A 12,109-nucleotide genomic window follows, 5' to 3' on the forward strand; every position below is an offset into this window, starting at 1 on the left:
TCCTTTTCCGAGGAGTCTTTGTCGGGAACCGTGGGGCGCGCGCGTCCTAGGCGGCGTAGGCTTCGGCCATTCAGCCTCAGGAGAGCGCCATGCGGATGATCTTCGTGAACCTGCCGGTGAAGGACCTGGAAGCGTCCAGGCGGTTCTACGCCGGCCTCGGCTTCGTCCAGAACCAGCAGTTCTCCGACGACACGGCCATCTCGATGGTGATCGAGGACAACATCGTCGTCATGCTGCTGACCGAACCCAAGTTCCGCAGCTTCATCACCGGTGAGATCGCCGACACCAGCAAGGGTAAGGAGGCGCTGATCTGCCTCTCGGCCGACAGCCGCGCCGAGGTGGACGGCTTCCTCGCCAAGGCCCTGGCGAACGGCGGCCAACCCTGGATGCCCCCCCAGGACCACGGCGTGATGTACGGCGTGAGTTTCCAGGACCCGGACGGCCACGTCTGGGAGGTGATGTGGATGGACCCGGCCGTCGTGCAGCCGGGCCCGGGCGTGGCGGCGACGGAGCCCGCCTGAGGTTCAGGCGGCGGCGCGGTTCTCGGCCGCGCCGGCGATCCGGGCGCGGGCCACCTCGTTGGCGACCTCGTGCGTCGGCCGCTTCTCCTGGCGGGATCGGTCCAGCACCTCTTCCAGGGTGACCATCAGCCGGTCGAGCTTGGCCTGCACCCAGGCGTCGTCGAACGCCTCGCCGCGCTCGAGCGCGCGGATCTCGCCGGCCACGTTGATGATGCCGCCGCCGTTGATCACGTAGTCCGGCGCGTAGAGCCGGCCCTGGGCGAACAGCTCCCGGCCGATCTCGGGGCTGGCGAGCTGGTTGTTGGCGGCGCCGGCGATGATCGGCGCGCCGATGCGGACCAGGGTGTCCTCGTTGATCGCGCCGCCGAGCGCGCAGGGGGCGAAGACGTCGGCGTCCACGTCGAAGATGGCGGCGGGGGTGACCACTTTGGCGCCGGTGCGGGCGGCGACCTCGCGGACCGCGGCCTCGTTGACGTCGGCGATCACCAGCCGGGCGCCGGCGGCGTGCAGCTTGTCGGCCAGGTAGGCCCCCACGTGGCCGACGCCCTGGAGGGCCACCGTAACCCGGTCCAGGTCGCGGTTCAGGGCGCGGCGCACGCACAGACGGATGCCGCGGAACACGCCCTCGGCGGTCACCGGGCTCGGGTCGCCGGAGGCGGCCGGGTGACCCTCGAGGCCCGCCACGTAGCGGGTCTGCCGGCGCGCCTCGGTGAGGTCGGCCGGGGAGACGCCCACGTCCTCCGCCGTCCAGTAGCGGCCGCCCAGGGTCTCCACGGCGCGGCCGAAGGCCTCGAACAGGGCCGGGGTCTTCTGGGTGCGGCTGTCGCCGATGATCACCGCCTTGCCGCCCCCCAGCTCCAGGTCGGCCATGGCGTTCTTGTAGGACATGGCCCGCGACAGGCGCAGCGCGTCCTCCATCGCCAGGTCGGCGGAGGCGTAGGGCCACATGCGGCAGCCGCCGGCGGCGGGTCCCCGGGCCGTGGAATGCACGGCGATAATGCTCTTGAGGCCGGATTTTTCATCGAAGAAGGCGTGTACGCCTTCGTGGCCCTCAAAGGCCGGGGAATCGAACAAGGTCATGCCGCCTGCACTGCCACCTGCTGGGAAGGTCTTGCGCATGCTCCTACGCGCCTGCCGCCCGGCTCACAACCCCGCGGCGCGCTGGACGGCGCCCGTCGGCCGCGGCGCGCCGGGGATCGGCGGCGCGCCCGATGGCAGCGGCGCCTGCGGGTCGCGGATGAAGGCCAGGATGTCGCGCCACACCGCTGGCCCCTGCAGATCGCGGGTGAGCAGGTGGTAGCCATGCGCATAGTAGGCGGTGCGGTCGGCGGGCTTGAGCTGGCGCACCGCCCGGCGGGTCGCCTTGGCCGGGATGATCTGGTCGTTCTTGCCATAGAGGTAGAGCGTCGGCGCGGACGCCCGGCCGATGGCCTCCGCCCCGTCGTCCATCAGCTTCACCAGGCCGTAGAGCGTGTCGGAGCGCGCCCCCCAGACCATCAGGGGGTCGCGGCCCATGCGGATCAGCTCCTCGCGGTTGTCGGTGGGCGTGATCCGCTCGGTGAGCCAGCGCGGCGGCGTGTAGACCTTCGACGGGGTGACGTTGGCCGCGAACCACAGGGCCGTCTTGTAGGGCAAGGGCTGGCTGTCCCAGCCCCAGACCGCCGGCGCCAGCAGCACCAGCCGGTGGGCCGGCGGCGGCCGGTCGGAGGCGAAGGCCTTGGCCGCCACCGCCCCGCCCATGCTCTCGCCGGCGACCACGATCAGGGCGTTCGGGTGCCGCGCGCGGGCCAGCATGGTGACCGTGCGCAGGTCCTCCATCAGCACCTCGTCGTCGGCCCAGATGCCCCGGCTGGGCGAGCGGCCGAAGCCGCGCTGGTCGTAGGCGTACGTGGTCACGCCCTGTTCCGCCCACCACGGCGCGGCCAGGTGGAAGGCGTTGGCGTAGTCGTTCATGCCGTGGACGCCGACGATCACCGCCCAGGGCTCGCCCTGCGCCTCCCAGGTGGTGAGGCCGAGACGCGCGCCGTCGAAGCTCACCACCCGGTCGGCCTCGAACCTCGGCCCCTGGAAGCCCAGCGGCGGCTGGCCGGCCTGCTGGACCATCATCGGGGCGCAGGCGGCGAGGCTCAGGGCGGCGAACAGGACGGCGAGGAGACGGCTCATGACGCTAGGACTTGGCGGACCCTGTCCTTCAGATAGGGCGTAACTTCCGCCTCGAACCAGGGGTTTCGCTTCAGCCAGTGGGTGTTGCGCCAGGACGGGTGCGGCAGGGGCAGATAGCGCGGCAGGTGCGCCCGCCAGCCGCGCACCGTCTCCCACATCGAACCGCGCGTCCCAAGCGCCCAGGCCTGGGCGTGGGCCCCCACCAGCAAGGTCAGCTCCACGTTCGGCAGCTCGGCGAGCAGCCGCGCGCGCCAGAGCTCCGCGCAGCGCCTCGGCGGCGGGTAGTCGCCGCCCTTGGGATCGGTCCCGGGGAAGCAGAAGGCCATGGCCGCGGTCCCCAGCCGCGCGTCGCCATAGAAGGTCGCCCGGTCAATGCCCAGCCAGTCGCGCAGCCGGTCCCCTGAGGCGTCGTCGAACGGCAGCCCGCTCTCGTGCACCTTGCGCCCCGGCGCCTGGCCGCAGATCAGCAGCCGCGTCTCGGGGGACACCCGCACCACCGGCCGCGGCTCGTGCGGCAGCTCGGCCGCGCAGGCGCGGCAGGCGCGGATCTCCTGGAGCAGGCCGTCGAGTGGCATGACATCCATCTAGGTCCGGCAGCTCGCCGGGCAATGGGACAGAGGCGCGCGCCCTGAGCCGCGGCGGCGGCTTCGGGAGACGTCAGGCGCTCTCCCGCGCCGCGACGAAGCTCCGCTCCTGCTCGAGCAGCCTGGCGAACGACGGCCGCGCCAGGATCGACTCGACGTAGCCGAAGGCCTTGGGGTGGGTGGTCGGATTGAGCTGGCAGCGGGCGTGGCCCATCGTGGCGAACGGGCTCGCCACGGCGATATCGGCCAGGGTGAAACGGTCCTCCACCAGGTAGCCGGCGGCCGGTACGGTCCGCTCCAGGTAGTCGGCGATCTTCGGGAATTCCACCCGCTCGGCCTCGTCGGCGGCGGCCTGGTCGCCCGGCTGGCCGAGCAGTTTGGGCGCGACGAACCGGTTGAAGAACACCTTGCCGCCGCAGGCGCCGACGATCGTGTCGCCGAACTCCTCGAACCAGATGGTGGTCGCCCGGGCCTTGGCCTCGGTCGGGACCAGGTTCGGCTCGGGCTTGATGGCGTCGAGGTAGGTGATGATGGCGGTGGAGTCGGCGAGCTTGAAGTCGCCGTCGGTCATGGCCGGGATCTTGCCGAAGGGGCTGGCCTCCTTGAACTCCGGCGGACCCATGGGGCCGAAGGCCTGCACCAGCTCGAAGTCGATCCCCTTCTCGATGGCGAAGACCACCGTCTTGCGCACGAAGGGCGACAGCGTGCCGCCGTAGATCTTGATCGTCATGGCGTTTCTCCCTCTTCCGCCGCGGCCGGCGTATCGTCGGCGCCGGGCAGGCGCATCCGCCAGACGCCCTTGAACTTCTCGGGGTCCGCCGGCTTGCCGTGCCGGGTGATGACCAGCTTGCCCTGTCGCGCCAGGCCCACGGCCACCGGCTTCACCTTGCCAAGTTCGCGCCGCCAGCCGGCCGCGTCCACCGCCTTGGCCACATCCTCCGGAGACACCGACTTGCCGGGCGCAAGTTGGCCCAGCAGGTCGAAGATCGCCTGTTCCACCTGCGCGCTCATCAGCCGCCCCGCTTCAGGGTCTCGCGGGCGATGACCACCTGCTGGATCTGGCTGGTGCCCTCGTAGATCCGGAAGATGCGCACATCGCGGTAGAAGCGCTCGATGCCGTACTCGGCGATATAGCCGGCGCCGCCGAAGATCTGCACCGCCCGGTCGGCCACCCGGCCCACCATCTCGGAGGCGAAGTACTTGGCGGCGGCGGCCTCCATGGTGACGCTCTGGCCGGCGTCGCGCTTGCGCGCCGTCTCCATCGTCAGCGCCTTGGCGGCGAGCGCCTCGGTCTTGCAGTCGGCGATCATGCCCTGCAGGAGCTGGAAGTTGGTCAGCGTCTGGCCGAACTGCCGGCGCTCGCTCATGTAGGCCACGCAGTCGGCGATCAGTCGCTCGGCGACCCCGACGCACACCGCCGAGATGTGCAGGCGGCCGCGGTCGAGCACCTGCATGGCGACCTTGAAGCCCTCGCCCTCGCGTCCGAGCCGGTTCTCCACCGGCACGCGGACGTTGTCGAAGTAGACGTCGCAGATGTGGGCGCCCTGCTGGCCCATCTTCTTCTCGGGCTTGCCGACGCTCAGCCCCGGCAGGTCTCGCTCGACCAGGAAGGCGGACACCCCGCCGGCGCCCGGCTTATCCGGGTCGGAACGGGCCATGACGGTGAAGAGGTGCGCCTTGTTGGCGTTGGTGATGTAGCGCTTGGCGCCGTTCAGGACGTAATGGTCGCCGTCGCGGGTCGCGCGCGTCTGGACATTGGCGCTGTCGGACCCCGCCTCCGGCTCGGTGAGCGCGAAGGAAGTGACGATCTCGCCCGACGCGATGCCCGGCAGGTACTTCTGCTTCTGCTCGTCCGTGCCGAACATCACCAGGCCCTGGCTGCCGATGCCGACATTGGTGCCGAAGGCGGAGCGGAACGCCGGGCTGGTGCGACCGAGCTCCACCGCCACCAGGCACTCGTCTTCCATGGACAGGTCCAGGCCGCCGTAGGCCTCCGGGATCGACAGGCCGAAGAGGCCGAGCGCCTTCATCTCCTCGATGACGTCGGCCGGCATGGCGTCCTCTTCCGACACCTGCGCCTCCAGCGGGCGCAGGCGCTCGGTCACGAAGCGCCGCACGGTGTCGATAAGCTGGTCGCGGGTGTCGAGGTCGAGCGCCATCGGTCAGGTTCCCCCAGTCACTTGCAGGTCTTGTCGTCGTCCGTCTTGGACGTGAAGCGGGCCAGGCCCACGGCCACGATCGGCGCGGGCCAGGTGTAGGTCTTCGTCTCGCCGGGCGGAACTGCGCAGATGTTCAGCGGCGCCGGCGCCAGCGTCTGGCCGTTGCGCATCACCAGCGCCATGCCCCGGAAATCCAGCGGCTGGGCGCGGCCGTTCCACACCTTCAGGACGGTCACGCGCTTCTCCGCCGAGCCGTCGAGGGCAGCGGCGACCAGCCCGTCGCCGGGAGATGCGAAGGCCTCGCTGGCCTTGCCGGCGGGGTGAGCCTCGGCGAGCTTCCCCTCCTCCACCCGCTCCAGGTACGGCCGCCCGTTGTCGCCGACGGTGAACACCGCGCGTTGGCCAAGCACCACCTGCAGGGTCTCGCCGTCGACCATGGTCTTCGGCTGGAACGAAAGGCTCTGGGCCGCCGCCTGGGCCGGCGGCGAGGACCTGGGCGGCTTCGCGCCCATGGCGGGGGGCGGCGCCTGGGCGGCGGCGGCCAGGGCGAGGGCGAGGAACAGCATGGGGACGCTCACTTGACCGGAGGCAGGGTGGCCGGGTCGGGGCAGACCACCTCGTTGGTGTCGCGAAACTGGAAGCCGGTCAGCAGCACGCCGGCGGTGCGGGGCCGCCCGGGCCAGTGCTCAAAGGACGCCAGGAGCGGCAGCACGGTGCAGACGCTCGTGGGCTCCCCCGCGAACTGGCCTGCCGCCGCCGTCTCGTGGATCAGGACCGCGCGATAGTCGAACGCCCTGGAGACGCCGCTCAGCAGCTTGAGGAAGACCTCGCCGTCCGCCGTGCGCTCCAGGGTCAGCACCACGGTCCCGGCGGGCGCCGCCTCCAGGTCCCCTACGCGGGATCCCGGCTTCGGCGGCAGGGCGCCGCCGGCCGGCGCACGCGCCACCGACACCTGCTCGGGCCGGCCGCCTTCGAGCAGCCGCACGGTGATCCGGTCGCCGACGACGAGCTGGATCGCGCCGGCGTCGGTGACCCGCGAGATGGGCGCCGGCGCCTGGGCTGCGGCGGGCGCAGCCGCCGCGAAGGTCGCCGCCAGGATCCAGCCGGCGCGCATCGTCAGGCCTTGGCCAGGGCCATGGCCGAGCCCTGGCCGACGCCGACGCACATGGTGGCGAGCGCGCGCTGGCCGCCGCGGTCCTTCAGCGCGCGGGCGGCGGTGAGCGCCAGGCGCGCGCCCGAGGCGCCGAGCGGGTGGCCGATGGCGATGGCCCCGCCGTGCGGGTTCACGTGCTCGGCGTCGTCGGCCAGGCCCCAGGCCCGCGTGCAGGCCAGCGCCTGGGCGGCGAAGGCCTCGTTCAGCTCGATGACATCGAAGTCCCGAGCGGCGATGCCGAGACGGCCGGTCAGCCGGTCCACGGCGGGCACGGGCCCCACGCCCATGACGCGGGGCGCCACGCCGCCGGAGGCGCCGCCTTCGATCCGGGCCAGCGGCTCCAGGCCGTACTTGCGGACCGCGTCTTCCGATGCGAGCAGCAGGGCCGCGGCCCCGTCGTTGACGCCGGACGCGTTGCCGGCCGTGACGGTGCCGTCCGGCCGCACGATCGGCTTCAGCCCCTTCAGCGCGTCGAGGCTGGTGTCGGGCCGCGGATGCTCGTCCTGCGCCACGACCACGTCGCCCTTGCGGTCCTTGATCGTGACCGGCGCGATCTCGCCCTCGAAGAAGCCGCGCTCGCGGGCCTTGCCGACCCGCTGCTGGCTGCGGTGGGCGAAGGCGTCCTGGTCGTCGCGGGCGATCTGGTAGTCGGTGGCCACGTTCTCGGCCGTCTCCGGCATGGAGTCGACACCGTAGTCCTTCTGCATCTTCGGGTTCACGAACCGCCAGCCGATGGTGGTGTCGAAGATCTCCGCCGAGCGGGAGAAGGCGCTCTCGGCCTTGCCCATGACGAAGGGAGAGCGGGTCATGCTCTCCACCCCGCCGGCGACCACCAGGTCGGCCTCGCCGGTGGCGATCATCCGCGCGCCGGCGATGGTGGCGTCGAGCCCCGAGGCGCAGAGGCGGTTGACGGTGATCCCCGGCGTCCGCTCGGGCATGCCGGCCAGCAGCAGGGCCATGCGCGCGACGTTGCGGTTGTCCTCGCCGGCCTGGTTCACGCAGCCGTAGACCACCTCGTCCACCGCTTCCCAGTCGACCGACGGCAGGCGCTCCATGAGCACGCGCAGCGGATGGGCCGCCAGGTCGTCGGCCCGCACCTTGGCCAGCGCGCCGCCGTAGCGGCCGATCGGGGTGCGCACGCCCGTGCACAGGAAGACGGTCCGGCCTTGCATGGGCAGCTCCTGGAGGTTCTAAGCGGCCGGCAAACTAGTGTTTGAACTCCCCGCGGGCAAACGCTTCCGGCGGGATCAGGAGGGGCGATGGACGGCGGGCAGGACGAGAACAGCTACGTCTCGAAACTCACCCAGGTGACCGACGGCGAATGGGCCGGCTGGGCCTTCTATCCCGGCGGCGACCCGTACGAGGACCTCGCCGGGCCGTTCTACTTCCGGGAACGCGACGGCGAGCGGGTCTGCGCCTTCCGCGCCGAGAAGAAGCACATGAACGGCGGCATGTTCATGCACGGCGGCTGCGTCATGACCTTCGCCGACTTCTGCCTTTTCGTGATCGCCCGCGACGCCCTGGCGGATAGCCGGGCGGTGACCGCGACGTTCAACGGCGAGTTCGTGGGCTCGGCCGCCATCGGCGACCTGGTGGAATGCACGGGCGAGGTCGTGAAGGCCGGCCGGAGCATGGTCTTCGTGCGGGGCCTGATCGTGAATGCGTCGCAGGGCGGCGCGCCGATGATGAGCTTCTCGGCCGTGCTGAAGAAGGTGGGCGCGCGCGGGGGATAGCGGCGTTCTCCGAGGTGGCGACAAGCGCGGCCTACCGCTAGGCTGCCCGCATGACGCTTTCGCCCCTCACTCCCGCCGACATCGCCGAGGTGATGCGTATCGAGCGCCTGCCGGGCTACGACGCCTTCATCGGCCGGTTCGAGGCCGATGAGCACGGGGCGGAAATGGCCTCCCCCACCGTCCGGTACTTCGGCCTGCGGCGCGGCGGCGGCCTGGCGGGATTCGTGATCCTGCAGAAGCTCGACCAGCCGACGGTCCTGCTGCGCCGCATCGCCGTGGAGAGCCCCGGGGGCGGGGCCGGCACGCGGCTCCTGCGGCGAACCATGGACTGGGTGTTCGAGCACACGGGCGCGGCGGCGCTGGAGCTGGACGTGGCGCTCGGCAATCCTCGGGCCCGGCACGTCTACGAACGGGAGGGTTTCGCCGAATTCCGGCCACCGGACGATGTGCACGCCTTCCTTGATATCCCGCGGGCCCGCTGGGCCGCCCTGCGGGCGGGAGCGCCGGCATGACGGAAGCCGCCTGCCACTGCGGCGCCGTGCGCCTCACCGCGCCCATGCCCACCGAGGTCACGATCTGCAACTGCTCGATCTGCCGCCGTTCTGGAGCGAGGTGGGCCTACTATCGGCCCGAGGAGGTGCGCCTGCCGCCTGCCGGCTCCACCCAGCCCTACGTCTGGGGCGACCGGATGCTGGCCTTCCACAGATGCAAGAGCTGCGGCTGCCTCACCCACTGGCAGAGCCTCGACGGCCGCCAGCGCAGGATGGCGCTCAACGCCCGGATGATCGACGGCCTGGACTGGTCCGCGGTGCGGCTGCGCTACTTCGACGGGGCGGACACCTGGAGCTACCTCGACCGGCCGCGCCCGGGCGATCCGGAGTAGCGCGGGAAGAAGTCTTGTTCCGGGGCGGCGGGAAACCGCGGCGCGCGCGGCGGGTTGGGCCTGCGAAGCCCAGGAGACCGCCATGCCCCGTGTCCTCGTCCTCTACCACTCCACCTACGGCCACATCGAAGCCATGGCCAAGGCCCAGGCCGAGGGCGCCCGCTCCGTTCCCGGTGTCGAGGTGGACATCCGGCGCGTGCCGGAGCTGGTGCCCGACGAGATCGCGCAGAAGGCCGGCTACAAGCTCGACCAGGAGGCGCCGGTGGCCGCCATCGCCGAGCTGGAGTCCTACGACGCCATCATCGTCGGCTGCGGCACGCGGTTCGGGCGCATGGCCTCGCAGATGGCCAACTTCCTGGATCAGGCCGGCGGCCTGTGGGCGCGCGGCGCGCTGAACGGCAAGGTCGGCGCGGCCTTCACCTCCACCGCCACCCAGCACGGCGGCCAGGAGATGACCCTGTTCTCGATCATCACCAACCTACTGCACTTCGGCATGGTGGTGGTCGGCCTGCCCTACGCCTTCCAGGGCCAGATGACCCTGGACGAGATCGTCGGCGGCAGTCCCTACGGCGCCTCCACCATCACCGGCGGCCAAGGCCAGCGGATGCCCTCGGAACTGGAGCTGGAGGGCGCGCGGTTCCAGGGCCGGCTGGTGGCGGAGACCGCCGTCAAGCTGGCCGGCGGAGTCGACCGCGACCTGCAACAGGACGTGCCGGCCGAGGACGCCGAGAGCTGGGAAGAACCGCGGGGCTGACGCCCCCGGCTCCGCGCGTCAGGCCACCGCCTTCGGCATCCCCGCCGCGGCGGCCGGCCGCGCGCGCATGGCCTCGGCCCAGCGGTTCACGTGCGCCAGCTCCTCGGGCGGCTTCAGGCGGATCATCCGGCCGAAGTCGATGCCGACGAAGGCCACGATGTCGGCGATGGTGATGCGGTCGGCGGCCAGCCATTCGCTCTCCGCCAGGCGGCGGTCGAGCACCTTCAGGGCGCGCAGCCCGGTCTCCTTGTTGTACTCGGCCACCGTCGGGTTCTGCTTCTCCAGCGCCGCCAGCGCCGGGTGGGAGTGGCGGACGCCCAGCATGAACGGCGTCGCCACCAGCATCTCGGCCCGCCGCATCCACATCTCGATCACCGCCGTCTCCTCGGGCGTGCGGCCGAACATGTTGGGTTCGGGATAGCGGCTCTCGAGGTAGCGGCAGATGGCGACGCTCTCGGTGATGCAGGTCCCGTCGTCCATCTCCAGCATCGGGACGTTCGGCAGGCCCGCCTTCTCCAGGTACTCCGGCTGCTTATGCGTACCCTCGAGCAGGTTGAGGGTGACGATCTCGATGTCCTGCACGCCCTTCTCCGCCAGGAACCAGCGCACGCGGCGCGGGTTGGGGGCGAGCGGCGTATCGTAGAGCTTCATGGCGCGGTCCTCCCTTTTCCGGAGAAAAGCGCACGAGCGGTCACCAGGGTCAAGGTCAGCCGAACAGCGCCCGGGGCAGCACCCCCACCACCGCGGCGGTCAGGCAGGTGGCGAGGGAGCCGGCGAACATCGCCTTCCAGACCATGCCGACGACCTCGTTCCGCCGCTCCGGCACCAGCACGGAGTAGCCGGCGAGGTTGATGCCTACCGAGGCCACGTTGGCGAAGCCGCACAGCGCATAGGTCATCAGCACCCGCGTGCGCTCGCTGATCTCGCCCACGGGCATGGCGCCCAGGTTGATGAAGGCGGTGAACTCGGTGAGCACCAGCTTCACGCCCAGCAGCGATCCGGCCTTCAGCGCGTCTTCCCAAGGCACGCCGATGGCCCAGGCCAGCGGGGCGAACAGCACGCCCAGGATGCGCTCGACCGACAGCGGCGCGCCCAGCACCTCGGGGAAGAGGCCGAGGATGCCGTTCAGCATGGCCACCAGGGCCACGAAGACGATCAGGGTGGCGGCCACGTTCAGCACGATCTGCAGGCCGTCGCCCGTGCCCTTGATGAGGGCGTCCACCGAGCTCTCGTAGCGCTTGGCCTGGGCCGGATCGAGGTCCTGCGGCTGTTCGGCGGCGGCGTTGCGCGGCACGATGATCCGCGCCAGCAGGACGCCGGCCGGCGCCGAGACGATGGAGGCGGTCAGCACGTGGGCCGCCGCCGCCGGCAGCACGTCGCGCAGGATGGTGGCGTAGGCCACCATGGTCGAGCCGGACACGCAGGCCATGCCCACAGCGATCAGCAGGAACAGCTCCGAGCGCGACAGGCTGGGCAGGTAGCTGCGGATGAAGATCGGCCCCTCCACCTGGCCCATGAAGATGGTGGTGGCGGTGGCGAGCGCCGGCGCGCCGCGCAGGCCCATGGTCCGCTCGAACAGGAAGCCGAAGGCCTGGGTCACCCACTTCAGGATGCGCCAGTGCCAGAGCAGGGCGGCGAGCGCGCAGACCACCAGGATCACCGGCAGCACGCGGAAGGCGAAGACGAACAGGCTGGAGGGGTTCACCAGCTCGTAGGGCTGCTGCGGCGTGCCGGCCAGAAAGCCGAAGACGAAGCTCACCCCGGCCTGGGTGGAATTGGCGAGGCCGTCCACCACCGTGCCCACGCCGGCCAGGGCCGAGCGCAGCGCCGGCAGGCCGAACAGCGCCATGACCAGCAGCGCCTGCAGCACGAGCGCCCCGGCGGCCAGCTTCCAGGGGAAGCGTTTGCGGTCCTCGGAGAGCGCCCAGCAGGCGAGCAGCACCAGGGCGATGCCCACCAGGCTCTGGGCGTTTTCCGGTCCGAACATCGGTCTTTGGGATCCCCGCGCCGCACGAGTCACGGCTTAGGGGCGATAAAGGGCGCCAGACGTCGCCCAGCGCAAGCGCGGCGCGGCCGGGGCGGGCCCGCAGGCCGCCGCGGGGCCCCAAAGCGGGTTGGCCGGCACGAGTCGGAGGGGGTGGGCGACCGGGGCCGCCCCC

The 12,109-nt window shown here is 71.4% G+C and carries 16 protein-coding genes; 5 read left to right on the forward strand and 11 right to left on the reverse strand.

Annotated features, from left to right (window positions below; all coding sequences use genetic code 11):
- The first annotated feature begins 89 nt into the window (after positions 1-89).
- Positions 90-521 (forward strand): VOC family protein, encoded by a 432-nt coding sequence (locus ACE3Q8_RS04720; RefSeq protein ID WP_374469083.1) that lies wholly within the window; start codon positions 90-92, stop codon positions 519-521.
- Positions 522-524: 3 nt separating this feature from the next.
- On the opposite strand, the gene ACE3Q8_RS04725 is transcribed toward ACE3Q8_RS04720, so the two are convergent.
- The 9 genes from ACE3Q8_RS04725 to pcaF form a co-directional block, all read right to left on the reverse strand.
- The gene (locus ACE3Q8_RS04725; protein WP_374469084.1) at positions 525-1,601 is read right to left on the reverse strand and encodes a Glu/Leu/Phe/Val dehydrogenase dimerization domain-containing protein; all 1,077 of its coding nucleotides are present in this window, start codon (positions 1,599-1,601) and stop codon (positions 525-527) included.
- Between the two features lie 63 nt (positions 1,602-1,664).
- Entirely contained in the window at positions 1,665-2,684 is a 1,020-nt protein-coding gene (locus tag ACE3Q8_RS04730) for a lysophospholipase (protein WP_374469085.1), read from the reverse strand.
- Positions 2,681-3,259 carry a uracil-DNA glycosylase family protein gene (locus ACE3Q8_RS04735; RefSeq protein ID WP_374469086.1) on the reverse strand — a complete coding sequence of 193 codons (579 nt, stop codon included), beginning with the start codon at positions 3,257-3,259 and terminating at the stop codon, positions 2,681-2,683. The genes ACE3Q8_RS04730 and ACE3Q8_RS04735 overlap by 4 nt, the downstream gene beginning before the upstream one ends.
- Before the next feature lie 82 nt (positions 3,260-3,341).
- Positions 3,342-3,998, reverse strand: a complete 657-nt coding sequence (locus ACE3Q8_RS04740; protein ID WP_374469087.1) for a glutathione S-transferase family protein — start codon at positions 3,996-3,998, stop codon at positions 3,342-3,344.
- Positions 3,995-4,279: a DUF3253 domain-containing protein gene (locus ACE3Q8_RS04745; RefSeq protein WP_374469088.1), complete on the reverse strand. Its 285-nt coding sequence runs from the start codon at positions 4,277-4,279 to the stop codon at positions 3,995-3,997. Before ACE3Q8_RS04745 ends, ACE3Q8_RS04740 begins: the two co-directional genes overlap by 4 nt.
- Entirely contained in the window at positions 4,279-5,427 is a 1,149-nt protein-coding gene (locus ACE3Q8_RS04750) for an acyl-CoA dehydrogenase family protein (RefSeq protein ID WP_374469089.1), read from the reverse strand. Before ACE3Q8_RS04750 ends, ACE3Q8_RS04745 begins: the two co-directional genes overlap by 1 nt.
- 17 nt (positions 5,428-5,444) lie before the next feature.
- Complete coding sequence (locus ACE3Q8_RS04755) at positions 5,445-5,993, reverse strand: hypothetical protein (RefSeq protein ID WP_374469090.1); 549 nt, start codon at positions 5,991-5,993, stop codon at positions 5,445-5,447.
- 8 nt (positions 5,994-6,001) lie between these two features.
- On the reverse strand, positions 6,002-6,541 hold the full coding sequence (locus ACE3Q8_RS04760) for a hypothetical protein (RefSeq protein ID WP_374469091.1): 540 nt from the start codon (positions 6,539-6,541) through the stop codon (positions 6,002-6,004).
- 2 nt (positions 6,542-6,543) lie between these two features.
- Positions 6,544-7,752 (reverse strand): 3-oxoadipyl-CoA thiolase, encoded by a 1,209-nt coding sequence (gene pcaF / locus ACE3Q8_RS04765; protein ID WP_374469092.1) that lies wholly within the window; start codon positions 7,750-7,752, stop codon positions 6,544-6,546.
- Between the two features lie 87 nt (positions 7,753-7,839).
- Between pcaF and ACE3Q8_RS04770 the strand changes: the two genes are divergently transcribed.
- From ACE3Q8_RS04770 to wrbA, 4 genes are all read left to right on the forward strand, one after another.
- Positions 7,840-8,313, forward strand: coding sequence for a PaaI family thioesterase (locus tag ACE3Q8_RS04770; RefSeq protein WP_374469093.1), 474 nt, complete (start codon positions 7,840-7,842; stop codon positions 8,311-8,313).
- A 50-nt stretch (positions 8,314-8,363) separates the two neighbouring features.
- The gene (locus tag ACE3Q8_RS04775; protein WP_374469094.1) at positions 8,364-8,825 is read left to right on the forward strand and encodes a GNAT family N-acetyltransferase; all 462 of its coding nucleotides are present in this window, start codon (positions 8,364-8,366) and stop codon (positions 8,823-8,825) included.
- The gene (locus tag ACE3Q8_RS04780) at positions 8,822-9,196 is read left to right on the forward strand and encodes a GFA family protein (protein ID WP_374469095.1); all 375 of its coding nucleotides are present in this window, start codon (positions 8,822-8,824) and stop codon (positions 9,194-9,196) included. The genes ACE3Q8_RS04775 and ACE3Q8_RS04780 overlap by 4 nt, the downstream gene beginning before the upstream one ends.
- 82 nt (positions 9,197-9,278) lie before the next feature.
- Complete coding sequence (gene wrbA, locus ACE3Q8_RS04785) at positions 9,279-9,950, forward strand: NAD(P)H:quinone oxidoreductase (RefSeq protein ID WP_374469096.1); 672 nt, start codon at positions 9,279-9,281, stop codon at positions 9,948-9,950.
- Between the two features lie 18 nt (positions 9,951-9,968).
- Here the strand turns inward: wrbA and ACE3Q8_RS04790 are convergent, their stop codons facing one another.
- Positions 9,969-10,601 (reverse strand): glutathione S-transferase family protein, encoded by a 633-nt coding sequence (locus ACE3Q8_RS04790; RefSeq protein WP_374469097.1) that lies wholly within the window; start codon positions 10,599-10,601, stop codon positions 9,969-9,971.
- 55 nt (positions 10,602-10,656) lie between these two features.
- Positions 10,657-11,937 carry a NupC/NupG family nucleoside CNT transporter gene (locus ACE3Q8_RS04795; protein ID WP_374469098.1) on the reverse strand — a complete coding sequence of 427 codons (1,281 nt, stop codon included), beginning with the start codon at positions 11,935-11,937 and terminating at the stop codon, positions 10,657-10,659.
- Positions 11,938-12,109: the final 172 nt, after the last annotated feature.

The organism is Phenylobacterium sp. (genome assembly GCF_041913825.1).
Classification (GTDB): Bacteria; Pseudomonadota; Alphaproteobacteria; order Caulobacterales; family Caulobacteraceae; genus Phenylobacterium.

Excerpts from the sequence above, each read along its gene's own strand:
- ACE3Q8_RS04720 (WP_374469083.1), top strand. The coding sequence starts at position 90 with ATGCGGATGATCTTCGTGAACCTGCCGGTGAAGGACCTGGAAGCGTCC.
- ACE3Q8_RS04725 (WP_374469084.1), bottom strand. The coding sequence starts at position 1,601 with ATGACCTTGTTCGATTCCCCGGCCTTTGAGGGCCACGAAGGCGTACAC.
- ACE3Q8_RS04730 (WP_374469085.1), bottom strand. The coding sequence starts at position 2,684 with ATGAGCCGTCTCCTCGCCGTCCTGTTCGCCGCCCTGAGCCTCGCCGCC.
- ACE3Q8_RS04735 (WP_374469086.1), bottom strand. The coding sequence starts at position 3,259 with ATGCCACTCGACGGCCTGCTCCAGGAGATCCGCGCCTGCCGCGCCTGC.
- ACE3Q8_RS04740 (WP_374469087.1), bottom strand. The coding sequence starts at position 3,998 with ATGACGATCAAGATCTACGGCGGCACGCTGTCGCCCTTCGTGCGCAAG.
- ACE3Q8_RS04745 (WP_374469088.1), bottom strand. The coding sequence starts at position 4,279 with ATGAGCGCGCAGGTGGAACAGGCGATCTTCGACCTGCTGGGCCAACTT.
- ACE3Q8_RS04750 (WP_374469089.1), bottom strand. The coding sequence starts at position 5,427 with ATGGCGCTCGACCTCGACACCCGCGACCAGCTTATCGACACCGTGCGG.
- ACE3Q8_RS04755 (WP_374469090.1), bottom strand. The coding sequence starts at position 5,993 with ATGCTGTTCCTCGCCCTCGCCCTGGCCGCCGCCGCCCAGGCGCCGCCC.
- ACE3Q8_RS04760 (WP_374469091.1), bottom strand. The coding sequence starts at position 6,541 with ATGCGCGCCGGCTGGATCCTGGCGGCGACCTTCGCGGCGGCTGCGCCC.
- pcaF (WP_374469092.1), bottom strand. The coding sequence starts at position 7,752 with ATGCAAGGCCGGACCGTCTTCCTGTGCACGGGCGTGCGCACCCCGATC.
- ACE3Q8_RS04770 (WP_374469093.1), top strand. The coding sequence starts at position 7,840 with ATGGACGGCGGGCAGGACGAGAACAGCTACGTCTCGAAACTCACCCAG.
- ACE3Q8_RS04775 (WP_374469094.1), top strand. The coding sequence starts at position 8,364 with ATGACGCTTTCGCCCCTCACTCCCGCCGACATCGCCGAGGTGATGCGT.
- ACE3Q8_RS04780 (WP_374469095.1), top strand. The coding sequence starts at position 8,822 with ATGACGGAAGCCGCCTGCCACTGCGGCGCCGTGCGCCTCACCGCGCCC.
- wrbA (WP_374469096.1), top strand. The coding sequence starts at position 9,279 with ATGCCCCGTGTCCTCGTCCTCTACCACTCCACCTACGGCCACATCGAA.
- ACE3Q8_RS04790 (WP_374469097.1), bottom strand. The coding sequence starts at position 10,601 with ATGAAGCTCTACGATACGCCGCTCGCCCCCAACCCGCGCCGCGTGCGC.
- ACE3Q8_RS04795 (WP_374469098.1), bottom strand. The coding sequence starts at position 11,937 with ATGTTCGGACCGGAAAACGCCCAGAGCCTGGTGGGCATCGCCCTGGTG.